General features: G+C 64.1%; 21 protein-coding genes. 8 read left to right on the top strand and 13 right to left on the bottom strand.

Translation table 11 applies throughout. The features are described from left to right. Nucleotides 1-55: 55 nt before the first annotated feature. The 3 genes from I6F24_RS28355 to I6F24_RS28345 form a co-directional block, all read right to left on the bottom strand. Nucleotides 56-1732: a PAS domain-containing methyl-accepting chemotaxis protein gene (locus I6F24_RS28355; RefSeq protein ID WP_225130567.1), complete on the bottom strand. Its 1677-nt coding sequence runs from the start codon at nucleotides 1730-1732 to the stop codon at nucleotides 56-58. A gap of 366 nt (nucleotides 1733-2098) precedes the next feature. Beyond that, a complete protein-coding gene (locus tag I6F24_RS28350) occupies nucleotides 2099-2908 on the bottom strand; it encodes a hypothetical protein (protein WP_225152315.1) in 810 nt (269 codons plus the stop codon). Nucleotides 2909-3092: 184 nt separating this feature from the next. Then, nucleotides 3093-3602, bottom strand: a complete 510-nt coding sequence (locus I6F24_RS28345; protein ID WP_036002314.1) for an OsmC family protein — start codon at nucleotides 3600-3602, stop codon at nucleotides 3093-3095. A gap of 242 nt (nucleotides 3603-3844) precedes the next feature. On the opposite strand from I6F24_RS28345, the gene I6F24_RS28340 reads away from it, so the two are divergent. Beyond that, nucleotides 3845-6634 (top strand): [protein-PII] uridylyltransferase, encoded by a 2790-nt coding sequence (locus tag I6F24_RS28340; protein ID WP_109142080.1) that lies wholly within the window; start codon nucleotides 3845-3847, stop codon nucleotides 6632-6634. A gap of 226 nt (nucleotides 6635-6860) precedes the next feature. Here I6F24_RS28340 and I6F24_RS28335 read toward each other — a convergent pair whose 3' ends face one another. Further along, on the bottom strand, nucleotides 6861-7391 hold the full coding sequence (locus I6F24_RS28335; protein WP_225152313.1) for a methylated-DNA--[protein]-cysteine S-methyltransferase: 531 nt from the start codon (nucleotides 7389-7391) through the stop codon (nucleotides 6861-6863). Between the two features lie 72 nt (nucleotides 7392-7463). Here I6F24_RS28335 and I6F24_RS28330 point away from each other — a divergent pair, with 72 nt between their 5' ends. Beyond that, nucleotides 7464-7847 carry a DUF1304 domain-containing protein gene (locus tag I6F24_RS28330; protein WP_081494490.1) on the top strand — a complete coding sequence of 128 codons (384 nt, stop codon included), beginning with the start codon at nucleotides 7464-7466 and terminating at the stop codon, nucleotides 7845-7847. A gap of 134 nt (nucleotides 7848-7981) precedes the next feature. Continuing rightward, nucleotides 7982-9205, top strand: a complete 1224-nt coding sequence (locus I6F24_RS28325; protein ID WP_225152311.1) for an ABC transporter substrate-binding protein — start codon at nucleotides 7982-7984, stop codon at nucleotides 9203-9205. A gap of 168 nt (nucleotides 9206-9373) precedes the next feature. Here I6F24_RS28325 and I6F24_RS28320 read toward each other — a convergent pair whose 3' ends face one another. Beyond that, complete coding sequence (locus tag I6F24_RS28320) at nucleotides 9374-9799, bottom strand: DUF1330 domain-containing protein (RefSeq protein WP_036002330.1); 426 nt, start codon at nucleotides 9797-9799, stop codon at nucleotides 9374-9376. Nucleotides 9800-9969: 170 nt separating this feature from the next. Between I6F24_RS28320 and I6F24_RS28315 the strand changes: the two genes are divergently transcribed. Next, nucleotides 9970-12180 carry a penicillin-binding protein 1A gene (locus tag I6F24_RS28315; RefSeq protein WP_036023971.1) on the top strand — a complete coding sequence of 737 codons (2211 nt, stop codon included), beginning with the start codon at nucleotides 9970-9972 and terminating at the stop codon, nucleotides 12178-12180. A gap of 324 nt (nucleotides 12181-12504) precedes the next feature. Here I6F24_RS28315 and I6F24_RS28310 read toward each other — a convergent pair whose 3' ends face one another. The 4 genes from I6F24_RS28310 to I6F24_RS28295 all read right to left on the bottom strand — a co-directional run bounded on the left by I6F24_RS28310 (nucleotide 12505) and on the right by I6F24_RS28295 (nucleotide 16845). Then, nucleotides 12505-13344: a SprT family zinc-dependent metalloprotease gene (locus tag I6F24_RS28310; protein WP_036023974.1), complete on the bottom strand. Its 840-nt coding sequence runs from the start codon at nucleotides 13342-13344 to the stop codon at nucleotides 12505-12507. 217 nt (nucleotides 13345-13561) lie between these two features. Next, the gene (gene phaZ, locus I6F24_RS28305) at nucleotides 13562-14890 is read right to left on the bottom strand and encodes a polyhydroxyalkanoate depolymerase (RefSeq protein WP_225152379.1); all 1329 of its coding nucleotides are present in this window, start codon (nucleotides 14888-14890) and stop codon (nucleotides 13562-13564) included. 121 nt (nucleotides 14891-15011) lie between these two features. After that, nucleotides 15012-15830 carry an ABC transporter permease gene (locus I6F24_RS28300; RefSeq protein WP_036002338.1) on the bottom strand — a complete coding sequence of 273 codons (819 nt, stop codon included), beginning with the start codon at nucleotides 15828-15830 and terminating at the stop codon, nucleotides 15012-15014. 211 nt (nucleotides 15831-16041) lie between these two features. Continuing rightward, a complete protein-coding gene (locus I6F24_RS28295; protein WP_036023980.1) occupies nucleotides 16042-16845 on the bottom strand; it encodes an ABC transporter ATP-binding protein in 804 nt (267 codons plus the stop codon). A 119-nt stretch (nucleotides 16846-16964) separates the two neighbouring features. On the opposite strand from I6F24_RS28295, the gene I6F24_RS28290 reads away from it, so the two are divergent. Both I6F24_RS28290 and I6F24_RS28285 read left to right on the top strand, forming a co-directional pair. Then, nucleotides 16965-18287, top strand: a complete 1323-nt coding sequence (locus I6F24_RS28290; protein WP_225152309.1) for an ActS/PrrB/RegB family redox-sensitive histidine kinase — start codon at nucleotides 16965-16967, stop codon at nucleotides 18285-18287. Between the two features lie 102 nt (nucleotides 18288-18389). Continuing rightward, complete coding sequence (locus I6F24_RS28285) at nucleotides 18390-18944, top strand: ActR/PrrA/RegA family redox response regulator transcription factor (RefSeq protein ID WP_036002403.1); 555 nt, start codon at nucleotides 18390-18392, stop codon at nucleotides 18942-18944. Nucleotides 18945-19152: 208 nt separating this feature from the next. On the opposite strand, the gene I6F24_RS28280 is transcribed toward I6F24_RS28285, so the two are convergent. Both I6F24_RS28280 and I6F24_RS28275 read right to left on the bottom strand, forming a co-directional pair. Then, complete coding sequence (locus I6F24_RS28280) at nucleotides 19153-19641, bottom strand: MmcB family DNA repair protein (RefSeq protein WP_225152307.1); 489 nt, start codon at nucleotides 19639-19641, stop codon at nucleotides 19153-19155. A 200-nt stretch (nucleotides 19642-19841) separates the two neighbouring features. Continuing rightward, on the bottom strand, nucleotides 19842-21443 hold the full coding sequence (locus I6F24_RS28275) for an alpha-amylase family glycosyl hydrolase (RefSeq protein ID WP_036002408.1): 1602 nt from the start codon (nucleotides 21441-21443) through the stop codon (nucleotides 19842-19844). A 161-nt stretch (nucleotides 21444-21604) separates the two neighbouring features. Here I6F24_RS28275 and I6F24_RS28270 point away from each other — a divergent pair, with 161 nt between their 5' ends. Next, a complete protein-coding gene (locus I6F24_RS28270) occupies nucleotides 21605-22297 on the top strand; it encodes an MBL fold metallo-hydrolase (protein WP_225152305.1) in 693 nt (230 codons plus the stop codon). Nucleotides 22298-22299: 2 nt separating this feature from the next. Here I6F24_RS28270 and I6F24_RS28265 read toward each other — a convergent pair whose 3' ends face one another. Further along, a complete protein-coding gene (locus tag I6F24_RS28265; RefSeq protein WP_036038584.1) occupies nucleotides 22300-22668 on the bottom strand; it encodes a helix-turn-helix domain-containing protein in 369 nt (122 codons plus the stop codon). A gap of 195 nt (nucleotides 22669-22863) precedes the next feature. On the opposite strand from I6F24_RS28265, the gene I6F24_RS28260 reads away from it, so the two are divergent. Then, nucleotides 22864-23166, top strand: a complete 303-nt coding sequence (locus I6F24_RS28260; protein WP_225130141.1) for a hypothetical protein — start codon at nucleotides 22864-22866, stop codon at nucleotides 23164-23166. A 204-nt stretch (nucleotides 23167-23370) separates the two neighbouring features. Here the strand turns inward: I6F24_RS28260 and I6F24_RS28255 are convergent, their stop codons facing one another. Further along, nucleotides 23371-24570 carry a PHB depolymerase family esterase gene (locus I6F24_RS28255; RefSeq protein WP_225152302.1) on the bottom strand — a complete coding sequence of 400 codons (1200 nt, stop codon included), beginning with the start codon at nucleotides 24568-24570 and terminating at the stop codon, nucleotides 23371-23373. Nucleotides 24571-24894 lie beyond the last annotated feature (324 nt).

Below are 24894 nucleotides of genomic sequence, written 5' to 3'. Positions count from 1 at the left end.
TGGGCACGGCGCGCAAAGAGCGCACCTTTGCCCACCCTGCAATTCCGAGCCCGGCCTAGCCCCGCGCCGCGATCGCCGCGGCTTCCGCGGCGGCGCGCTGCATGCTGGTCGACATCTCGTTGGTCACCGTGCTCTGCTCCTCGATCGCGGCGGCGGTCGAGGTCACGTACTCGCTGACATTGTTGATCGCCTGCTTGATCGAGCCGAGCGCGCTGACGACGTCGCCGGAGATGCTGTTGAGGCTGCCGATCTCCTGGCCGATCTTGTCGGTCGCCTGCTTGGCCTGGTTGGCGAGGCTCTTGACCTCGGAAGCGACCACCGCGAAGCCGCGGCCGGCCTCGCCCGCGCGCGCCGATTCGATCGTGGCGTTGAGCGCGAGCAGGTTGATCTGCCCCGTGATGTTGTTGATCATCTCGACGATGCCGCTCATCGCCTGCGCGGCCTCGGTGAGGCGCTGGGCCTGCGCGTCGGCGGCGCCGACCTGCTCGACCGCGCCCATCGCGGTCTCGCGCGACTTGGTCATGGCCTCGGAGATCTCCCGCACCGAGGCGTTGAGCTCCTCCGAGCCGGCGGCGACCGATTCCATCATGCCCCGCACGCGCTCGTTGCCCATGCGGACCAGGACCTGCTTGGTGACGTCGGTGGCGTATTTCACGACCTTGAACGGCTTGCCGTTGAGGTCGAGGATCGGATTGTAGGAGGCCTGGATGTAGACCTCCTTGCCGCCCTTGCCGATGCGCTTGTACTCCGCCGCCTGGTACTGGCCACGATTGAGCGCGGCCCAGAACTCGCGATAGCCGGCACCGTCGCGCTCGGAGGGCTCGACGAACATGCTGTGGTGGCGGCCCTTGATCTCGGCCAGCGAATAGCCGAGCGCGCCGAGAAAGTTGGCGTTGGCGGTGATGATCGTGCCGTCCATGTTGAACTCGATCACGGCCTGGGCCTTGTCGATCGCCGCGATCTGGCCGGCGAGATCGGCATTCTTCAGCTTCTCCGCGGTGACGTCGGTCGCGAACTTGACCACGCCGTACGGCTTGCCGTTTTCGTCGAGCAACGGATTGTAGGAGGCAAGGATCCAGACCTCGCGGCCGCCCTTGCCGATCCGCTTGAACTCGCCGGCTTGGTATTCGCCGCGGTTGAGCGCGGCCCAGAATTCGCGATAGGCCGGGCTGTTTCGGTCGGCCTCGGCCACGAACAGGCTGTGATGCTTGCCCTTGATCTCGTCGAGCGAATAGCCGAGCGCCTTGCAGAAATTCTCGTTGGCCGAGAGGATGGTGCCGTCGAGCTTGAACTCGATGACGGCCTGGGCGCGGCTGATGGCAGCGATCTTGGAGGCGTCCGTCATGCTGCGGATCTTCTTCTCGGTGATGTCGGTCGCAATCTTGGCGACCATCACCGTCTTGCCGTTGCCGTCGAGCACCGGATTGTAGGATGCTTCGATCCAGACCTCGCGGCCGTCTTTCGCGATCCGCTTGAACTCGCGCGCCTGATACTCGCCACGGTTCAATGCGGCCCAAAACGCCTTGTACTCGGCGCTGTCGCGCTGGTCGGCCGGCACAAACATCGAGTGATGCTTGCCCAGGATCTCCTCGAGACGGTAGCCGAGTGCGTCGAGAAAATTCTTGTTGGCCGTGATGATCGTCCCATCAAGATTGAACTCGATCATCGCCTGCGAACGGCCGATGGCATCGAGCCGCGATTGTGCATCAGTGTGGAATTTACGGCCGAACATCAGGAAATCTCCATCTCGAATTGAGCCGAAGGGGGATATGCTCGTCAGTATCGAGGAACTGATCGCGCAGCAGTGCTGACATATTCCAATCTGCGTCTCCCCCAGATCCGATTGGAAGGTCCGTCGCGATGGTCGGACAGCAACGAAGCGGGCGAGCAGCCTGATTCTTTACGGCAAAAGCTCGAACAAAGTTCTAATTTTACTGTCGGGAATTCGACGGGGGTTATCAGCATGTCAGCGCGAGGAGCCGCTGGAGCTCACACCGGAACAGTACGGCAGGACTTGAAATGATGGCGCTCATTCAACGGTTGGTCCGAGCGGGCCACATCGGCTTCTCGCGACGTGGCGTCGCGCATATCCGTAGTCTCACGGCATCGGCCGCGTGCGGCGCAAGGCGCGCCGTCCTATTCTCCACAGCGTCAGATTCCATGCCACGCAGGTTGCGAGCGCGAGGCACAAGCCGGCGGCGGAGCCGAACCACACGACTGCAACGTGCAGGACCGCAATCGCCATGCCAAATCCGAGCAGGCCCCAGGCGGAGTTGGCGAGCACGGCAGCGGTCGGCGGTCCACCGATGCGCGGATGCAGGATGACCATGATGCTGGAGAACACCACGGGAAAGAGTGCAATGATGCCGCTGATGCGCGGGCCGACCCAACTCGATGTCGAAACCACGATGGCGACAAGGGTCGCAACCAGCGCAGCGCGCATCGGCACATCGTACCAGCGGCGCGTCACCAGCGGCATCTTCGCATGGCGATAGCGCGCGAGCAGTGGAATGCAGATGCCGAACGCGATCAGATTGGCGGCGAGCCCCGCGGCGAGCGACCAGTCGAACTGGCGGATGATCGAGGCCATCCCGATCCATACCGCGAAAGCGCTTCCGCAGCTTACCACGAGAGCGTGCCGCTGCGACAGCACAACGTAAGTGAGGCACATCAAGATCGTTGCCGCATTGACCGGCAGGCTCGCCAGCGCGCCCTGGGCGACGAACGCGGCGTCATGATCGATCGCAAGGAAGACGTAGGACGGCCCGGCCGAGACCGGCAGGGTCGCGATCAGCGCGCCGATCACCGGTCCGGAGCGCTCGGTGATGATCGACGCCGTCACCACGAACGCCGCCGCGATCGCCATGCGCAGGAGCAGGAAGAGGAGGAAGTGGAGGTCGAGGGACATTTTATCTGTCATTCCGGGGCGCGCGAAGCGCGAGCCCGGAATCCATAACCACAGGCCATGGTGGCTTAAGAGCTAGGAGCAACGACCGTCCGAAAATCCCGACGGCCGGGGATTATGGGTCCCGGGCTCGCGCCAAGCGGCGCGCCCCGGGACGACACCAATCGGTGGAATGACGACCTGCGTCTTACATCCTTTGCATCGACACCGAAACCTTCGGGCCGTTCTTGATGGTCTGATAGACCACGCAATACCGCTCGGTGAGCTTGAGCAGCAGATCGAGCTTGTCCTGCGGCGCTGACGTGTCGACCTCGAAGCGCAGGCGGATCTCGGCGAAGCCGACCGGGGTCTCCTTGTCGATGCCGAGCGTGCCGCGGAAATCGAGATCGCCCTCGGCGTAGACGTTGCCGGTCTTCAAGGGCACCTCGATCGCGGTCGCGACCGATTTCAGCGTGACGCCGGCACAGGCGACCAGGGCTTCGAGCAGCATGTCGCCGGAGCAGAGCTCGAGGCCGGAACCGCCTGTGCCCGGATGCAGGCCGGCCATCGCGATAGCGCGGCCGGTCTCGACCTTGCACGCGATGCCTTCGCTATCGGTGGAGCCCTTGGCCTTCAGCGTGATCAGCGCAGCCTTGGGATCGGTCTTGTAGCGCTCCTTGATCGGGGCCTGCATCTGGCGCAGCTCTGCAGCGTCCATCTTGTTCTCTCCCGGGGATATCGATGAGCGGTATAGAGCGCGATTGGTTTTGTGTCAGCCCATGATTGATGGAGGCAGTCATGACCAGCCGGGATCCAGGAGAAAAATCTGAGCACATTCATGACGTTACCCCAGGCGCCGATATCGATATCGAAGCCGATTCATCTGCACGGCGAAACTCGCCGATCGTCCCTTGCGAATGTCTCGTGACAGCGCCTGTCACCTCTTATATCCGGTAAGACATGGACAGCGTCGCGACTGAGCAGAAGCCACAGGTGGACGAGCGCTTCGATACCGCGCGGATCACCGCCGCGGTCGATGCGCTTGCCGAGAAGCACGAGGGGCGCGAGGACGCGTTCCGCACGGCGATGGCGCTATTGCTCAAGGCGGAGCTGATCGCCGCGCGCGCCGCCGCCCAGGCGATCCTTCTGAAGGACCGCCACGGCCGCCGCTGCGCCGAGCGGCTGTGCCACGTGCAGGACGAGATCATCCGCATCCTGTATTCGGCCGCGACGCGCCATCTCTACCGCTCGCCGATCCCGAGCGGCGCCGAGCGCATGGCGGTGGTGGCGACCGGCGGCTACGGCCGCGGGCTGATGGCGCCGGAATCGGACATCGATCTGCTCTTCATCCTGCCCTACAAGCAGACCGCCTGGGGCGAGCAGGTCGCCGAAGCCATTCTCTATTGCCTCTGGGACATGGGGTTGAAGGTCGGCCACGCCACGCGATCGGTCGATGAATCGATCCGGCAGGCGCGCGGCGACATGACCATCCGGACCGCGATCCTGGAGACGCGTTTCCTGACCGGCGACAAGCCGCTCTACGACGAGCTGGTCGAGCGCTTCGACAAGGAAGTGGTGCAGGGCACCGCGTCCGAATTCGTCACCGCAAAGCTCGCCGAGCGCGAGGAGCGCCACCGCCGCGGCGGCCAGTCGCGTTATCTGGTCGAGCCCAACGTCAAGGACGGCAAGGGGGCCTTGCGCGACCTGCACACACTGTTCTGGATCGCCAAATACGTCTACCGCGTCCGCGACACCCACGAGCTGGTCGGGCGCGGCGTGTTCGACGCGCAGGAATATCGCACCTTCCGCCGCTGCGCCGACTTCCTCTGGTCGGTGCGCTGCAATCTGCATTTCTACTCTGGTCGCGCCGAGGAGCGCCTCTCCTTCGACCTCCAGCGCGAGATCGCGATACGTCTCGGCTACACCTCGCATCCGGGCATGCAGGACGTCGAGCGCTTCATGAAGCACTACTTCCTGGTCGCCAAGGAAGTCGGCAACCTCACCGCCATCCTCTGCGCCAAGCTCGAGGACCAGCAGGCCAAGCCCGCGCCGGTGCTGAGCCGGGTGATGGCGCGGCTGCGACCGAGCGCAGTGAAGCGGCGCGTCCCCGACAGCGACGACTTCATCGTCGACAACAACCGCATCAATGTTGCCGCGCCCGACGTGTTCAAGCACGACCCGGTCAATCTGATCCGCATCTTCCGCCTCGCGCAGAAGAACAACCTTGCCTTCCATCCGGATGCGATGCGCGACGTGACGCGCTCGCTCGGCCTGATCAATGCGGGCTTGCGCGAAAATCCCGAGGCCAACCGGCTGTTCATGGAGATCCTGACCTCGGACAATGCCGAGATCGTGCTGCGGCGGATGAACGAGACCGGCGTGCTCGGTCACTTCATCCGCGCCTTCGGCAAGATCGTCTCGATGATGCAGTTCAACATGTATCATCACTACACCGTCGACGAGCACCTGATCCGCTGCATCGGCTTCCTCCAGGACATCGAGCGCGGCGGCATCGAGGAGTTCGCGCTGGCGAGCGACCTGTTCCGCAAGATCCGGCCCGAGCACCGCGCGGTGATCTACATCGCAACGCTGCTGCACGACGTCGCCAAGGGCCGTCCCGAGGACCACTCCATCGCCGGCGCCAAGGTGGCGCGGCGGCTCTGCCCGCGGCTCGGCTTCAGCCCGGCCGACACCGAGCTCGTGGCCTGGCTGATCGAGGAGCACCTGACGATGTCCACGGTCGCGCAGTCGCGCGACCTCTCCGATCGCAAGACCATCGAGAATTTCGCTGCCGTGGTGCAGTCTGTGGAGCAGATGAAGCTCTTGACCATCCTGACCACCGCCGACATCCGCGGCGTCGGCCCTGGCGTGTGGAACGGCTGGAAGGCGCAGCTCTTGCGCTCGCTATACTACGAGACCGAGCCGGTGCTGACCGGCGGCTTCTCAGAGGTCGACCGCGGCAAGCGCCTCGCCGCTGCGCACGCCGAATTCCGCATGGCCTTCGCCGAATGGCCGAACGACGAGCTCGACGCCTATATCGGCCGGCACTATCCGGCCTACTGGCTCAAGGTCGAGCTGCCGCGCAAGATCCGGCACGCCCGCTTCGTCCGCTCCAGCGAGCAGGCCGGCCACAAGCTCGCGATCAATGTCGGTTTCGACGAGGTGCGCGGCGTCACCGAGCTGACGATCTTCGCCGCCGACCATCCCTGGCTGCTGTCGATCATCGCGGGCGCCTGCGCCTCGGCCGGCGCCAACATCGTCGACGCCCAGATCTACACCACGACCGACGGCCGCGCGCTCGACACCATCTCGATCTCGCGCGAATACGACCGCGACGAGGACGAGGGACGGCGCGCCACGCGCATCGGCGAGATGATCGAGGACGTGCTGGAGGGCAAGCTGCGCCTGCCGGAAGTGGTGGCGCGGCGCACCGTGCGCAGCAAGGCGAAGCCTTTCGTGATCGAACCAGAGGTGACGATCAACAACCAATGGTCCGATCGCTACACCGTGATCGAGGTCTCCGGGCTCGACCGGCCCGGCCTGCTCTACGAGCTGACCACCGCGATCTCCAAGCTCAATCTCAACATCGCCTCGGCCCATGTCGCGACCTTCGGCGAGCGCGCGCGCGACGTGTTCTACGTCACCGACCTGCTGGGCGCGCAGATCAACGCGCCGACGCGCCAGGCCGCGATCAAGAGCGCGCTGACCCATGTGATGGCCGGCGACAAGGCGGTGCAGCCGGCGGCTTGAACCAGCCTCGCAATCCCAAAAGGCTCAGCCGCAATGACTGATTACCTTCCGGTCGAATCTTACATAATCCAGCGCCTCGAACAGGGCGGATGGCGTGTGATCGAACGGCGCGCTGACCTAACAGACATTCCGATCGCCGACTTTGTTTCGCTTCGAGACGCAGAGGAATGGGTTGACTGGAAACAGGGGATCCGCGCATTAACCCGAACAGCATCTGAGCTGCGCGTCAAACCTCCACCCCCTCGTGCCGCAGCAGCCATCTCTTCCGCTCGAGGCCACCACCATACTTCACCAGCGAACCGTCCGCTCCGATCAGGCGATGGCACGGGAGCACCACACTGATCGGATTTGAGCCGTTGGCGTGGCCGACGGCTCGTATCGCCCTGGGCATGTCGATCTTCGCGGCGAGCGCGCCGTAACTCATCGTGGTGCCGGCGGGGATCTGCGCGAGCGCGGTCCAGACTTTTTGCTGGAACGGCGTGCCGGCGATACGCCATGCGATGCTCTGGAGCTGACCGAGATCACCGTCGAAATAGCGCGAGAGTGCGGTCCGCATGTCCGACGGCGCAGGCTGATCACGCAGATCCACTGTGCCATAGTGCAGGCGCAGCAGATCGCGCATGCGGTGCTCATAGTCTTCCCAGTCGAGCGCGCGCAGCTTGCCCTCGGCATCGGTGACGAGCAGCGCAATCCCGATCGGCGTCGCCAGGTGGTCGAGACCGAAGCGTTCAGGCACCTTGGTTGATCGAGCGGACATTGCGGCACCAGCAATCGAAACACATCGATCGCACTTGCCACGGCGGCCGTGCTAACGTCCACCCGAAAGCTGATGCTTTTGGGGGAGCTCACCTTGATCCTGATCGCCAATATCCTGGTGGCGCTGGTCGCGGCGCTGCACGTCTTCTTCCTCGTCCTGGAGATGTTTCTCTGGGACAAGCCGCTGGGCCTGAAGGTGTTTCGGAATTCGCCCGAGAAGGCCGAGATCACCAGGGTGCTGGCCGCCAATCAGGGTCTCTATAACGGCTTCCTCGCGGCCGGCCTGGTCTGGGGCCTGTTCCACGGCAACCCGGCCTTCGCATTCCAGATCAAGGTGTTCTTCCTGCTCTGCGTGATCGTGGCCGGCGCCTATGGCGCGGCGACCGTCAGCACGCGGATCCTGATCGTGCAGGCGCTGCCGGCGGCAATCGCGCTGATTGCGATGTTTCTCGCCTGAGACGCTACGGCACAGCGCCGCGATCCTTGCGCTGCGGCGAAGCTTCCTCCACAATCTTCGGCAGCGATGGCGACCGTTGCAATCAACGGAGAAAGACCATCGGCCGATAATTCCGTCAGGAGGAACGTTCCAATATGAACAATCGCAGAGCCTTCTTAGCTGCCACGGCGGCGTTCGCCGTCGCAGTCTCGACCAGCCAGGCCCTCGCCCAGAAGAAATACGACACCGGCGCAAGCGACACCGAGATCAAGATTGGCCAGACCGTGCCGTTCTCCGGCGCCTATTCGGTCTACGCCAATATCGGCAAGACCCAGGCCGCATATTTCAGGATGATCAACGATCAGGGCGGCATCAACGGCCGCAAGATCAACCTGATCCAGTATGACGACGCCTATTCGCCGCCGAAGACCGTCGAGCAGGTGCGCAAGCTGGTCGAGGGCGACGAGGTCCTGTTCACCTTTCAGCTGATCGGCACAGCCGCGAACGCCGCCGTGCAGAAGTACCTCAACGGCAAGAAGGTACCTCAGCTGCTGGCCTCGACCGGCGCCGCGCGCTTCAACGATCCGCAGAACTATCCTTGGACCATCGCTTACAATCCCAACTATGTGTCCGAGGGGCGGATCTACGCAAAATACATTCTCGCCAATCACTCCAACGCCAAGATCGGCGTGCTCTACCAGAACGACGACATGGGCCGCGACTATCTTGCCGGCCTCAAGAGCGGCCTCGGCGACAAGGCCAACATGATCGTCGGCGAGGTGTCGTATGAGGTGACCGACCCCACCGTCGACTCGCAGGTGGTGAAGCTGAAGTCGATGGGCGTCGACCTGTTCTATAACGCCTCGACGCCGAAATTCGCGGCGCAGGCTATCAAGAAGCTTGCCGATCTCGGCTGGACGCCGGTGCACATCCTCGACATCAATGCGAGCCCGATTTCGGCGACGCTGAAGCCGGCAGGCCTCGACATCTCCAAGGGCATCATCTCGACCAATTACGGCAAGGAGCCGAGCGACCCGCAGTGGAAGGACGATCCCGGCGTGAAGGCTTTCTTCGCTTTCATGGACAAGTATTTCCCGGAAGGTGACAAGCTCAACACCATCAACACCTACGCCTATTCGGTCGCCGAGCTCTTGGTGCAGGTCTTGAAGCAATGCGGCGACGATCTGACGCGTGCGAACATCATGAAGCAGGCCGCCAATATCAAGGGCTACACGCCGAGCCTGGCGCTGCCCGGCATCAAGATCAACACCGGGCCGAACGACTACCGCGTCAACAAGCAGATGCAGATGATGAAGTTCAACGGCGAGCGCTGGGAGCTGTTCGGACCGATCATCGAGGACACCGGCCCGTCGGGCTAGAACGCATCTGCCTCTGCGACGTCATGCCCGGGCTTGTCCCGCCTGCGCGGCCGGAGCCGCTTCGGCGAGGCGAAGGCCCGGGCATCCACGTTGTTGGGGCGTCAAGGAAGCCGTGGATGGCCGGGTCAAGCCCGGCCATGACGATCGAGAGAGCCTCCTACTTGGCGTTCAGGTCGGTATCTCTCCAAAGTTCTTCCCGACCGGCAGCACGGCGTGCCGGATCAGCCGCGAATCCTCCACCGCGGCCTGGCGGTGCTTCACCGCCTCACGATAGACGGGGTCGCGGATCATCTCGACGAAGGCGGCGACGGTTGGATATTCGGCGATGAAGCAATGGTCCCAGCGTTCCTCCTGCGGGCCGATCAGCATCAGCTCGAATTTGCCCTGCCAGACGATGCGGCCGCCGAGCCGTTCGAACACCGGGCCGCTTTCGCGGCCATAGGCCGCATAGGCTTCCGCGCCGCTGGCCTTGCGGCCGTCGGGATAGGCCGCCTCTTTGCGCAGGCGCACCAGGTTGAGCATGTGGATCGGGCCCGGCCGATCGTTCTCCCGGAATTGCGCGAAGATCTCCTTGGTCGGATCGATATGGCCCATGGCGCTCCCTCATCTTATTGATACGAGCGATCCTAGCCTTGCGGCCCCGGAAGCGGAACTGCGGCCGGCGAATGCCGCATCTCCTAATCGTGCGTTAACGCCGGGGTAACCCGGCCTTAAACAGCGACCGCTAGCGTCTCGGCGGGGCGGGCTGACCGGGCGTTTTGCGTATGGCGTGGGGAAAGAAAAAGGGTGCGCGGAAGGAGCCGCTGTTCGGCTTGCCCGCGGCGCTCGCCGATCTGCGCCTCACGCCGGCAGACCGCGTTCCCGGCGGCGACGACAAGCCGAAGAAATCCGCGAAACCATCCGCCAAGCGCAAGAGCGAGGATGCCGGCACCGAGCCGCCGCGCGAGCGCAAGGCGCCAGCCGGCCGCAGCGGCGCCAAGCGTCGAGCGAAGTCGCGTGGCGGGTTCGGTCTCGGCCGCCTTGTCTATTGGGGCGCGGTGCTGAGCCTGTGGGGCGTCATCGCGGTGATCGGCGTCGTGATCTATGTCGGCGCGCATCTGCCGCCGATCCAGTCGCTGGAGATCCCGAAGCGCCCGCCAACGATCCAGATCGTCGGCATCGACGGCAGCATTCTGGCCCAGCGCGGCGAGATGGCCGGCGCCAATGTCGCGCTGAAGGATCTGCCGCCGTATTTGCCCAAGGCGTTCATCGCGATCGAGGATCGCCGCTTCTATTCGCATTTCGGCATCGACCCGGTCGGCATCCTGCGCGCGCTCGTCACCAATTTGCTTCATCGCGGCGTCTCGCAGGGCGGCTCGACCTTGACGCAGCAGCTCGCGAAGAACCTGTTCCTGACCCAGGAGCGCACTATCCGGCGCAAGCTGCAGGAGGTGGAGCTCGCGATCTGGCTGGAGCGCAAGCATTCCAAGGACGAGATCCTGGAGCTTTATCTCAACCGCGTCTATTTCGGCTCCGGCGCCTACGGCGTCGAGGCGGCAGCGCAGAAATATTTCGGCAAGTCGGCGAAGGCCGTGACGGTCGCGGAAGCCGCGATGCTGGCCGGCCTCGTCAAGTCGCCATCCCGCCTTGCCCCGAACCGCAATCCGGAAGGTGCCGAAGCGCGGGCCCAGATCGTGCTCGCGGCGATGGCGGATGCGAAGTTCATCACCGACGCGCAGGCGAAGGCCTCGATCGGCCATCCCTCCTACAACGTGAAGCCGGCCGGCGCCGGCACGGTGAACTATGTCGCCGACTGGATCGGCGAGGTGCTGGACGATCTGGTCGGGCAGATCGACGAGAGCATCAAGGTCGAGACCACGATCGATCCGAAACTGCAGAGCGTGGCGGAAGCCGCCATCATCGACGAGCTCGCGGCCAAGAGCGTGAAGTTCAACGTCAGCCAGGGCGCGCTGGTCGCCATGACGCCCGACGGCGCAGTGCGCGCCATGGTGGGCGGGCGGAACTATTCCGACAGCCAGTACAACCGCGCGGTCACCGCAAAACGTCAGCCGGGCTCCTCGTTCAAGCCGTTCGTGTACCTGACCGCGCTCGAGCAGGGGCTGACGCCCGACACCATGCGCCAGGACGCGCCGATCGAGGTCAAGGGCTGGCGTCCTGAGAACTACACCCATGAATATTTCGGCGCGGTGACGCTGACCCAGGCGCTGGCGATGTCGCTCAACACCGTCGCGATCCGTCTTGGCCTCGAGGTCGGGCCGAAGAACGTGGTGCGCACCGCACACCGCCTCGGCATCTCCTCCAAGCTCGAGCCCAACGCCTCGATCGCGCTCGGCACCTCCGAAGTCTCCATGGTCGAGCTGGTCGGCGCCTATGCGCCGTTCGCCAATGGCGGCCTCGCCGTGGCGCCGCATGTCGTCACAAGGATCAGGACAGTCAGCGGCAAGCTGCTCTACATGCGCCAGGCGGAGGAGCGCAACCAGGTCATCGACCCCCGCCATGTCGGCATGATGAACGCGATGATGCGGGAGACGCTTGTTTCGGGCACTGCCAAGAAGGCGGAGATCCCGGGCTGGCCGGCGGCGGGCAAAACCGGCACCAGCCAGGATTATCGCGACGCCTGGTTTATCGGCTACACCGCGAGTCTCGTCACCGGCGTCTGGCTCGGCAACGACGACAACTCGCCGACCAAGAAGGCGACCGGCGGCGGCCTGCCGGTCGAAGTCTGGTCGCGCTTCATGAAGGCCGCGCACGAGGGCGTGCCGGTGGCGGCGTTGCCGAGCTCACCCGGCGGCTGGGGCCTGTCGAACCTCGCGCAGGCGGCCTCGCAGGTGTCGCCGCCGACGCCCGCGGCACCGCCACAACCGAACGCCGGCGGCTATCGCCCGCCGCCTCCGACGCGCGCCAATGTGCGCCCCGAGGCGGCAGCCGGGCTCGATGGCTGGCTGATGGACCGGCTGTTCGGCGGGAATCGGTAGTTGTGGGTTGGGACCCTTCGGGCCTCAAAGCACAAACTGCGAAAACAACCCCATGCACAGTAGAAGACGAGGTCCGGCGCGATGCGCGCTGGATGCTGCGAAGCGGTTGATGCGCCGGGATTAATCAGGCAAGCGGCGCAATCGTCGCGAAGTGTGGCGAGAATGGAGCGGTGATGCCTGCCCACTCTCTCCTGTCATTCCCCGCGAAGGCGGGGAATCCAGTACTCCGAGGCATCGAGATTCATAACGGCTGCTGCGGCGTACTGGATCGCCCGCCTTCGCGGGCGATGACAGCGCTGGGAGCGCGGCCTGATCTGCGAGGAACTAATCCTCGACGCCATACCGGTGCAGATCATTCCCGTACGTGTCGAGCCACTTCTTGGCGCGCTCCATCGACGGGCAGACCTTGCCGCAGACGCGCCAGAAGCGCGGCGAGTGGTTCATCTCGACGAGATGGGCGACTTCGTGCGCGGCGAGGTAGTCGAGCACGAAGGGCGGGGCGAGGATCAGCCGCCAGGAGAACGACAGCGAGCCGGCCGAGGTGCAGGAGCCCCAGCGGCTGGACTGATCGCGGATCGAGAGGCGCTTGACCCTGACCCCGAGCTCGGCCGCGTAGACCTCCGCCGAGCGCTGCAGGTCGCGGCGCGCCTCGCGCTTTAGGAAATCGCTGACGCGCCGATCGACATGCTCGAGGCCGCCGGCGACGCAGAGAATGCGCTCACCGCTGTCACGCACCTCGGTCCACACCGTGCCGCGGGTGCCGGCGCGATGAACGATGCGATGCGGCGTCCCGCGCAGCGGTATCACCGTGCCCGGCTGGAACGGTGCGGCCTTCGGCAAGCGGCCGAGGCGCGCTGCGATCCACGCACCGTGACGCTGTGCGAAGTCCTTGGCCTCCGCAAGCGTGCCGCGCGGCGGCATGGTGAGGATGGCTTCGCGGTCGCTCGGATGGATTCTGAGCGTGTAACGGCGCGCGCGGCGGTGCCGGCGCAGCCGAATCGCAAAAAATTGCGATCCGTGGGTGATGACGAGGGTCTTCGGTTCGTGGGGCCTACGATAAAGGAGTGCGCGGGTGGCCATGTCTGTCAGTCCGGGGGGCAGGAGGGCGCCCGGATTCTGCCATAACCGCCGCCATGGGAAGCGCTCGGCGCAAAAACAAATCATTTGCCCAATATACAGCGGTCAGGCGTCCGGGAGACCCTACAGACTGGGGTTGGAACCGGCTTTTTTCGCCCCCGCTGGACGCATGCAACACCCCCAAGGGGTGAGGGCAGACTCACTCCTATAAAGCTACCTAAATACCGCGAATCTGGCGTGGAGTTGCGCCCGCCGGAGGCCGCGACAGGGGCCGAAATTTCGACGGGAAAGCCGAAATTCGAGGTTATTCAGCCGCAAGCGCCTGCAACGAAGCAGGATTCGCAGCCGAAACCATGAAGTCGTGAATCCGTGGCACGATCTCCGACTTGAAACGCGATCCATTGAACACGCCGTAATGTCCGACGCCCTTCTGGACGTAATGAACGCGGCGATGATCGGGAATCGCGCTGCACAATTTGTGCGTCGCCTCGGTCTGACCGAGACCGGAGATGTCGTCGTTCTCGCCTTCCACCGTCATCAACGCGACGCGCTTGACCTTGGAAGGATCGACGCGGGTTCCGCGATGGGTCATCTCGCCCTTCGGCAACGAGTGCTTCACGAACACGGTGTGGACGGTCTGCAGGTAATACTCGGCCGACAGATCCATCACTGCGAGATATTCGTCGTAGAAGTCGCGATGCTTGTCGGCGAGATCGCCGTCGCCTTTCACCAGATGGGCAAACAGCTGCTTGTGGGCATCCATGTGCCGGTCGAGATTCATGCTGATGAAGCCGTTGAGCTGCAAGAATCCTGGATAGACGTCGCGCATCATGCCCGGATGCGGGAACGGCACTTTGGTGATGACGTGGTTGCGGAACCAGTCGATGCCGCGCTCCTGGGCGAGATTGTTCACCGCTGTCGGATTGCGGCGGGTGTCGATCGGGCCGCCCATCAGCGTCATTGAGGTCGGCACGAACGGATCGCGCCGCGCTTCCATGATCGAGACCGCCGCGACGACGGGCACGGAGGGCTGGCACACCGCCATCACGTGAGTGTTGCCGCCGAGCACATGCAGCATCTCGATGACATAGTCGATGTAGTCGTCGAGATCGAAGCGGCCCTCGCTCAAGGGCACCATGCGGGCATCGGCCCAGTCGGTGATGTAGACCTCATGCGCCGGCAGGAAGGCTTCGACCGTGCCGCGCAGCAGCGTCGCATAATGGCCGGACATCGGCGCCACGATCAGCACGCGCGGCTGCGGGCTGCGCAGCGGACGGGCGAACTTGCGATCGAAGTAGAGCAGCTTGCAGAACGGCTTTTCCCAGACCGAGCGGATCTCGACGGGGACGCGGATGCCGTTGACCTCGGTGTCGTTGAGACCCCATTCCGGCTTGCCGTAGCGGCGCGTGGTGCGCTCGAACAATTCGCAGGCCGCGGCGACCGACTTGCCGACCTCGGTGCGCGACCAGGGATTGAGGGGGTTCTGAAACAGCAGCTTGGTCGCGTCGGTGACCGCACGCGCCGGATTGAGAGAGGCGTGCGCCATCTCGTACATCCAGTACATCGGCGTCGTCAGGACCGGACTGCCTTCTGCCGCCAGGGGCGGTGCGCCGCCGAACTCACCAATAGGCATCGTCATATTCCTCTTCGCATCGCAGCATACTGCCGAATGCGTAATATTGCGTCAATGCATGGTTCCGTACATCTACGTGGCGAAAACCGCCAAATCAGCGTGAATCCACGGGAAAGTGACTTTATTCACCGCCCGACAGCAGCGAGCCGTGCCGCTTTGCGCTGCGCAAAAGGGCAAGGAATGCCCCAAAAGATGCAACCAAAAGGACGGCGTTGATGAGCAACGCCTCCATCATCAGATCGCTCCTAAAGGTCTGCTCGATCAGCAGCGCGCGCATGCCCTCGAAGGCATAGGTCGGCGGCAACGCCCAGGCGACGTATTGCAGCCAGACCGGCAACACGCTGACGGGGTAGTAGACGCAGGCAAGCGGCAGGATTGCGAACATCAAGGTCCAGACGATGCTCTCGGCGCCGAGGCCGTTACGCACCACGAGGCCCGAGACGAAGATGCCGACCGACCAGCTCGTGAAGATCAGATTGCAGAAGAACGCGATCAGGGGCAGGCCGAGGGCATAGATGTTGAAGTGAAACAGGAACAGCGCGAGCAGGGTCATCGGAATGATGCCGATCGCAAGCCGGATCAGGCTCATGACCATGAGCGCCAACAGAAACTCGATCGGCCTCAAGGGGCTCATCATGAGATTGCCGAGGTTGCGCGCCCACATCTCCTCCAGGAACGAGATGGAGAAGCCGAGCTGGCCGCGGAACAGGATGTCCCAGAGGATGACGGCGCCGATCAGCGTGCCGCCGGCGCGCGCGAAGAAATTGGCGTTCTCGGCGATGTAATACTGGAGAAAGCCCCAGGTGATGACCTGCAGCGCCGGCCAATAGAGCAGCTCGAGCAGCCGCGGCCAGGACGACAGCAGCAGATACCAATAGCGCAGGATCATCGCGCCGATGCGGTGGAGCGAGATGCCGCGGTGGAGGGAGAGCTCGGTCATGGCCGTACCCCGTGGCCGGGATGGAAAGTGTCATCCCGGGGCGCGACGTAGTCGCGAACCCGGGATCCATAATCACAGGATTGAATTTGGCGAAGACTCGGATTTACCAGTCTCGCCTCACAGCTGCCGCCTGTGGTTATGGATTCCGGGCTCGCGCTCCGCGCGCCCCGGAATGACGTCGCTCCATTGAAGTTACGATTACAGCTCTCCCTCACCTCACCGCCTCCTTCGCCCCGTTTGCCCGGCCGCGGGCGACGTCGAGAAACACCTCCTCCAGCGTGGTGCGGTTGTAGCGGGCCATGATCGCCTCGGGCGTGTCGTCGTCCTCGATGCGGCCGCGCTTCATGATGATGACGCGGTCGCAGAGCCGCTCGACCTCGAGCATGTTGTGCGAGGCGAGGAGAATGGTGGCGTTGTTGTCCCGGCGATACCGCTCCAGATGCGCCCGCACCCAATCGGCGGTATCGGGGTCGAGCGAGGCGGTCGGCTCGTCCAGCAAGAGCAGCTCCGGCTGGTTGATCAGCGCCTTTGCCAGCGCAACGCGGGTCTTCTGCCCGGCGGAGAGCTTGCCGTTGGCGCGGTCGATGAAATCGCCGAGGTCGAGATCGGCGGCGAGCCTGGCAATGCGCTCAGTGAGGTTCTTCACCGCATAGAGCTTGCCGAACACAGTGAGGTTCTGCCGCACCGTGAGCCGCATCGGCATGTCGACATAGGGGCTTTCGAAATTCATCCGCCCCAGCACGGACGCACTCTCGTCCGGCATCTCGTGACCGAGCACCTGCACGCGGCCGGAGGTCGGCAGCACCAAGCCCATGATCATCGCGATGGTCGTGGTCTTGCCGGCGCCGTTGCCGCCGAGCAGCCCGGTGATGCTGCCGCGCGGCAGCGAGAAGGAGATGTCGTCGACGGCGCGGGTCTGCTTGTAGACCTTGACGAGGTGATCGACGGCAATTGCCGCGGACGAATCTCGATCCGCGACAGTCGGCCGACTTGAAGCCTTGCCATTCTCGGTCATGCTGGCCGTTCTTCTGCTATTGCATCGGCGAGCGCAAGGCTCGATGTAAGGGCTCCTCACCGGGCGGTTCCGTCAGCCCGGCGTCCGTGACCTTGGAAGGCGCCGCCACATTGGCCGATATGACCAAAATTGCCGATTCCGACTTCCATCACGCGCAGCGGCATATCCGGCTGGACACGATCCTGCGGCTGCGCTGGCTGGCGGTGCTGGGGCAACTCGCCGCGATCTTCATCGTGGCCCAGGGGCTGGAGTTCAACGTCGAGATCATTCCCTGCGTCAGCATCATCGCGCTCTCGGCGGCGCTCAACCTCGCACTCCAGACCGCAGCCAATCCGATGCAGCGGCTGGAGCCGATGCAGGCGGCCGGCCTGCTCGCGCTGAACATCGTCGAGCTGGCCGGTCTGTTGTTCTTCACCGGCGGACTGCAGAACCCGTTCTCGTTCCTGTTCCTCGCGCCCGTGCTGATCTCGGCCACGGCGCTGCCGGCCCGTTTCACCTTCGGCCTCGGCCTGCTCGCGGTGGCCTGCGCGTCGATCCTGTTCTTCTTCCATTTTCCGCTGCCGTGGGATTCCGAGGATCCCCTGGTGCTGCCGCCGGTCTATCTCGTCGGGGTCTGGCTTTCGATTGCGCTCGCGATCGGCGTCACCAGCCTCTACTCGTTCCAGGTGACCGAGGAGGCGCGCAAGCTTGCGGACGCGCTGGCCGCAACCGAACTGGTGCTGACGCGCGAGCAGCACCTGACCCAGCTCGACGGTCTTGCCGCCGCGGCCGCACACGAGCTCGGCACGCCGCTCGCGACGATCTTCCTGATCTCGCGCGAGCTGGAAAAGACGGTGAAGGAGCCAAGCATCGCCGCCGACCTGAAGACCTTGCGCGAGCAGACCCAGCGCTGCCGCGACATCCTCAGCAAGATCACCCAGCTTTCCCCCACCGGCGCGCCGTTCGACCACATGAAGCTGTCGGAGCTGATCGAGGAGGTGGTGGCGCCGCATCGCGATTTCGGCGTCGAGATCAAGGTGCGGATCGCGGTGGCCGCGGCGGCGGAGCCGGTCGGCTCGCGCAATCCCGCCATCCTCTACGGCATCGGCAACATCGTCGAGAATGCGGTCGATTTCGCCCGCACCACCGTCGAGGTGAACGCCTGGTGGAACCAGGACCATATCGAGCTCGTGATCTCCGACGACGGACCGGGCATTCCACCCGATATCCTCAACCGGATCGGCGAGCCCTATCTGTCGCGGCGCCCCCCCCAGGATGATGGTGGCGGCGAACGGCGCGGCCTCGGCCTCGGCGTCTTCATCGCGCGCACCTTGCTGGAGCGCACCGGCGCGAAGGTCTCGTTTACCAACCGCATCTTTCCGGACCATGGTGCGGTGGTTCAGATCACATGGCCGAGACAGCGTTTTGAGGCTATCGAGACGCTCGAAGAAACAATAGGATAGCCGCGACCTTGCGTCGCACAACGGGGCGGGTCGACCATTTGCCGCCTTGGCACCGCGCGATTGCGACGCCATATGTCGATGCGCTGGAGAGAGGAAACAACCTTGAACGCCATTGCCGACCTGAACGAACAGACCGACCGCTCGCTGCTCATCGTTGAAGACGACAAGCCGTTTCTGGAGCGTTTGTCACGGGCCATGGAGAGCCGCGGCTTTTCGGTGACATCATGCGACACGGTCTCGGACGGGCTTGCGCAGATCGGCAAATCGGCGCCGGCGTTCGCGGTGGTGGATCTGCGGCTCGGCGACGGCAACGGCCTCGACGTGGTCTCGGCGCTCAAGAAGAAGCGGCCGGATGCGCGCGCGATCGTGCTGACCGGCTACGGCAACATCGCCACTGCGGTGACCGCGGTGAAGATGGGCGCGATCGATTATCTCTCCAAGCCCGCGGATGCCGACGACGTCGTCGCCGCACTGCTGTCGACCAACACGGACAAATCCGAGCTGCCGGCCAACCCGATGTCGGCCGACCGCGTCCGCTGGGAGCACATCCAACGCATCTACGAGATGTGCAACCGCAACGTCTCGGAAACGGCGCGCCGGCTCAACATGCACCGGCGTACCTTGCAGCGGATCCTGGCGAAGCGCGCGCCGAGGTAGCGGTCTCGTAGGGTGGGCAAAGGCGCCCTTGCGCCGTGTCCACGTTCTCTATTTCGATCCTGATTAATTTTAATTGGTGGGCACGCTTCGCTTTGCCCACCCTACGACACTGCGTAGCCCGGATGGAGCGCAGCGTAATCCGGGATTGGCGCGACGGGCTGCAATTGTCCCGGATTGCGCTGCGCTCCATCCGGGCTACGAAGTCAGCCTACTCCCAGAAATCCGCATGGCCCTGCGGATCGACCAGGCGGTTGATCCGCAAGGCCGCCGTCATCGCGAAACGTACCGTCATCTGCTTGCGTGTGGCGGCGGCGAGCTTGTGCTCGGGTGCCTCGCAATGCAGGTGCGCGCCGTAGGCGTCGGCGACGATCAGGCCGGTGTCATCGGGGAAGATCTCGCACGGCAGATCCTGCGTGAAGGCGAAGAACAGCCGGTCGCAATGGGCGCGGTATTCGTGCCATTTCTGATCGGCGCGCAAATCCTCGATCGACGACTTGATCTCGACGATCCAGATCTCGCCGCGCTCGTTCAGCGCGACGAGATCGGCGCGCCGGCCCGACGGCAGCGGCAATTCGCTGATGCAGGAGAAGCCGAGCGAGCGCAACAGACGCGCGGTGCCGCGCGCGATCGCCAGCGCCGTCTCCGACTGGCGACGATCCGGCGGCGGCACGAGTGTGATGCGGGCGATGTTGTCCATGGCGGGAGAATAGCCGATTCCATCCCGCCCGTCATTCCGGGACGCGCGCAGCGCGAGCCCGGAATCCATAACCACAGGGAGACGTGTGGGGCAAAGCGGGCAACTCCGAGTCGTCGCAAAACTTCTTCCTGTGGTTATGGGTCCTCAGATGCGCAATTGCGCATCATAGCTCGCGACTTCGTCCCGCCCCGGGACGACAGTTAGGTGGGTGACGCCACCACCACGCCCTCGTTGCCGCGCAGGTCCAGCACGCCTTCGATCTCCTCACCTTCGCGATCCAGGAACGTCGACAGCAAGATGCTGCTGCCGAAACGGATCGCGCTGCTGGTCACCGCGACCGGATCGGGGCCGAGATTGAGCGCGACGATCACGGCCTTGCCGCCGGCCGCGCGGCGATAGATCAGCAGATCGCCTTGCGCGGCGATCGGATGATAATCGCCCGTGACCAGCGGAGGGCAGCTCTTCCGCAAGCCGATCAGGCGCTTGTAGAGGTTGAGGATCGAACGCGGGTCGGCTTCGAGATTGGCGACATTCTCGCGGATGTGGTCCTCCGGCAGCGGCAGCCAGGGCCTTGCTTGCGAAAAACCTGCGAAGTTCGAGGAATCCCATTGCATCGGCGTGCGGCAGCCGTCGCGGCCGACACCGATGCCGGGGACGTTCTTCTCGAAGGGATCGCGCACGTCCTCCGGCGCGATCGCGAGCTGGTGCATGCCGATCTCGTCGCCGTAGTAAAGCGTCGGCGTGCCGCGCAGCGTCAGCAGCAGCATCGCCGCGACGCGGGCCTGCTCGGGCCCGACGCGGCTCGCGACGCGCGGACGATCGTGATTGCCGAGCACCCAGTTGGGCCAGGCGCCGCGCGGCAATGCCTTTTCGTAATCCTCGATGATCTTTTCGATCGAGCGGGCGCTCCAGAAGGTCGAGAGCAGCGCGAAGTTGAACGGCATCTGCGCGCCGGTGAGATCGTTGCCGTAATAGGCCATGAGCCGGTGCAGCGGCAGATAGATCTCGCCGATCAAGACGCGCGCGCCATAGGAATCGGTGACGCGCCGCATCTCGGCGATAACGTCATGCACCTCCGGCTGGTCGGTGGAATATTGCGTGAGGATTTTTTCGTTCGGCGGACGGCCCTCGACGTAGTGCGGGTTGGCCGGATTGTCGCGGAATTCGGCGTCCTTGATCAGGTGCCAGATCACGTCGACGCGAAAGCCGTCGACGCCCTTGTCGAGCCAGAACCGCATCACGTCGTAGATCGCTTTGCGGACGTCCGGATTGCGCCAGTTGAGATCCGGCTGCTGGGCGAGGAAGGCGTGGTAGTAATATTGTCCCGTGGTCTCGTCGAAAGCCCACGCGCTGCCGCCGAACTCGGACAACCAATTGTTCGGAACGCCGCCGCCTGGCGCAGGATCGCGCCAGATGTACCAGTCGCGCTTGGGATTGTCGCGCGAGGACCGGCTCTCGGTGAACCAGGGATGCAGGTCGGAGGTGTGGTTCGGCACGAGATCGAGGATCAGCTTCAGGCCATTGTCGTGGGCGGCCGCGAGCAACGCGTCGAAATCGGCCATCGTGCCGAACAGCGGCTCGATGCCGACATAGTCCGAGATGTCGTAGCCGAAATCGGCCATCGGCGAGGGAAAGATCGGCGACAGCCAGATCGCATCGACGCCGAGCGATTTGACGTAAGGCAGCCTCTTGAGGATGCCGGCGAGATCGCCGACGCCGTCACCGTCCGAGTCCTGAAACGAGCGCGGATAGATCTGATAGAAGATGCCGTCGCGCCACCAATTCTCGTTGTCGTGAGCCATGCCGAAGACCACCCAAATCTGACGCCTTGCGCGGGAGAACGCGACAGCAACGCCCCGGTTCAAAATGGCAGGCCAATTGGGACGGCCGTGTGACGGTTGTTCCCTGGCGCGGGCCCGAATCTTTTGCTTGGCGGCCCGGCAAAAATCGGCATTGTGAGGCCATGACCGAGCAAAACGACACTCAAGAATTCCGGCGAGAATCCCGGCAAGCCAAGGCGGGCGCGATCATCGTTCCCGTGACGCTGTTCGAGCAGAACTGCACCATCATCTGGGACGAGCCTTCCAAGAAGGCCGTGGTGATCGATCCCGGCGGCGACGTGCCGAAGATCCTGGATGCGATCAAGCAGACCGGCGTCACGGTGGAGAAGATCTGGCTGACCCACGGCCATATCGACCATGTCGGCGGCGCGGCCGAGCTGCGCGATGCGCTGACGGTGCCGATCGAGGGACCGCATGTCGCGGACAAGTTCCTGCTCGACAACGTCGTGGCGAGCGGCGCGCGCTTCGGCATGACGGGAGGACGCGATTTCACGCCCGACCGCTGGCTCGACGAGGGCGACAGCGTGTCGATCGGCGGCTTGCAGTTCGATATCCTGCATTGTCCGGGTCATTCGCCCGGCAGCGTGGTGTTCTTCAACAAGGATCTGCGGTTTGCCCATGTCGGCGACGTCCTGTTCGCCGGCTCGGTCGGACGCACCGACCTGCCCGGCGGCAGTCACGCCACGCTGATCAGTTCGATCAAGACGAAATTGCTGCCGCTCGGCGACGATGTCGGCTTCATCTGCGGCCACGGCGCCGGCTCGAGCATCGGCCAGGAACGGATGACCAATCCGTTCATCACCGGCGAGATGTAGGCTTATTCAGCGGCGTCCGCGAGTGCCGTCGCCTCACCGAGATTGCGCTCGCCCCACTCGCGGATTGCGGCAACGACGGGGACGAAGCTCTTGCCCTTGCGCGTCAGGCGGTACTCGACCTTCGGCGGCACCTCGCCGAAATCCTTGCGGTCGATCAGGCCGCTCATCGTCAACGCCTTCAATTCGCGGCTGAGCACGCGCGGGGTGATCTCGGCGCTGCCTGATGCGCCGCGCAGCAAGCCGCTTCTGATCTCGCCGTAGCGGCGCGGGCCGTCCTTGAGGTCCCAGACGATGCGCAGCTTGTATTTGCCGCTGATCATCTTCTGAAACGCCGCAACCGGACAGGTGCGCGCGGGAGACGTCTTCGCCATGTCGTTTCCTCCATGTGGAAGATTCTTGTTTTGACGCGTTTTCTTTACGCGAACCGGTATCCACTTCGCTCGAAAACGCTATGCGATGAGGATAGGAGCAACGGCGAAAAAGTCCATACTATCAATTTTGTCCATACTTGCGGGATCGTATCAAGCGCGCAGATGATGACGCACAAGACGAGCAGGGAGCGTCACATGAAGCACTTCATGATCAGATACGCGTTCAAGAACGGCACGACGGAGGAGTGGCACCGCGAGATCGGCCGCTTCATCAGGGCGATCGACGCCGATGCGGAGCTGAAGGGGAGGATCGGCTATCGTTGCCTGAAGCATCGCGACGACGGCAGCTATCTCCACTTCGCCAGCGTCGCCGACGATGCTGCGCAGAAAACGCTGCAATCGCGCGACTTCTTCAAGCACTACCAGGAGGTGACGCGGAAGGTCGCGGGCGGCGAGATCAGCGTGACACCGGTCGAGGTGATCGATCAGACGGGGTAGCTTTTCGCGGAGCTGAATTGAAGCCGCCGCTACAAACTCCGCTGTCATCCCGGACAAGCGCAAGCGCAGATCCGGGATCCATAACCACAGGGAGATGTGGTTACGGGGACTCGGAGTCACCTCTTCGTGCCCAACTTTGTCCTGTGGCTATGGGTCCCGGATCGGCACGCGCTTCAGGCGCGCTTGTCCGGGACGACAGCGAGGCTACTTCATCAATCCCGCGGCCGTGAGCGCGCGCGTGATGATCTGGCCGAGGTCGAAGCCGCGCACCTTCTCGCCCTGCGGCTCGGCCGGCTCCGCGGCGACCGCGGTGCGGATCGAGCGGGCGAGATGTGGTGCCGGCGACAGTGCCGGTTTCGCGCCAGGCTTCGTGGCGGGCTTCGTCGTGGATTTGGCTTCCGCCTTCGTCGTCGCGGCGTCCGCAATCCAGCCGGTGAGGCCGAAGAACTTTGCGATGTGGTAGGACGAGGAGATGCCGGCCTCGATCAGGAAGGCGCCTTCGATGCCGTAGCGCTGATCGTTGTCGGCGAGCCCCAGCGGCGTGCCGTGCGCCATGTCGGTGATGGCATAGGACTCGACCAGCGTCTCGCCGTCCTTGTCCCACCAGGCCTGGCGCGGATAGCCGTCGACATTGGTCTCGGCCATCGGCAGTTCGGGCAGGCCATGCAGGTCGAGCCACTGCTTGACGATCTCGTTGGCATTGCCGGGATTGACGGTGCGGTCGGCGCTGCCGTGCCACACCGAGACCCTCGGCCAGGGCCCGCGATGATCGGAGGCGCTGCGCACGAGATCGCCGAGCTCGCGCGAAGGGCGCGCCGGGGAATGAAACATGCCGTCGAGCGCCTCGCGCAAGTTCGAGGCGATGCCGTAAGGCAGCCCGGCAATGATCGCGCCGGCCGCGAAGACTTCCGGATAGGTCGCGAGCATCACCGAGGTCATGCCGCCGCCGGCCGACAGGCCGGTGATGAAGACGCGCCTGGGATCGATGCGATGCGTCTTCACCATATGCGCGATCATCGCGCGGATCGAACCCGGCTCGCCGCTGTCCCGCGCGGTGTCCTCCGGATTGAACCAGTTGAAGCAGGTGTTGGCATTGTTGATGCGCTGCTGCTCGGGCATCAATAGCGCAAAGCCGTAATGTTGCGCGAGCGTCGACCAGCCCGCGCCGAGATCGTAAGCGGCCGCCGTCTGCCCGCAGCCATGCAGCACGACGACGAGCGCGCGCGGCCGCTGCAATTGCGCCGGCACGAACGCGAACATGCGCAAGGCGCCGGGATTGTCGCCGAAGCCAGTGACCTCCTGCAGCGGGCTCGATCCATCTGCACCGCGGCCGGGCTCGGCGAAGCGCAGTCCGTCCAGCCGGGGCAGACGTCTCAAGAGGTCGATGTTTCTGGCTAACGACACGGCAAGTTCCTGGTGGGCGACGCTCAACGTCCAGCCCAACCAGATAGTTGCTGCGGCGCAAAATAAAAAGACCGTGCGCTGTCAATCTCGGGAAATTGGCTGAAAATCTGCAAGAATCCGCACGTATTAACCGCAACGTCCGCAATCTCGTGCCGATGCGCGGCGTATCCGCGCCGGAAATGCGGCGCCCATCATGACGAATGTCACAAATGACAAGAGCGAGGCGAGGAATTCTGCGCGCGCTGATTGTGAGGCTTCGCGGAGGTGTCGAACGCGAATGAAGGGACCCGCCCAGTCGCGCTGCGTGTCGTTATCGTGATGAAG

The organism is Bradyrhizobium sp. BRP23 (assembly GCF_020194135.1).
In the GTDB taxonomy this organism is placed as follows: Bacteria; Pseudomonadota; Alphaproteobacteria; order Rhizobiales; family Xanthobacteraceae; genus Bradyrhizobium; species Bradyrhizobium yuanmingense.
Note: the sequence above shows the minus strand (reverse complement) of the source record. Positions and strands in the feature narration are given on the sequence as shown.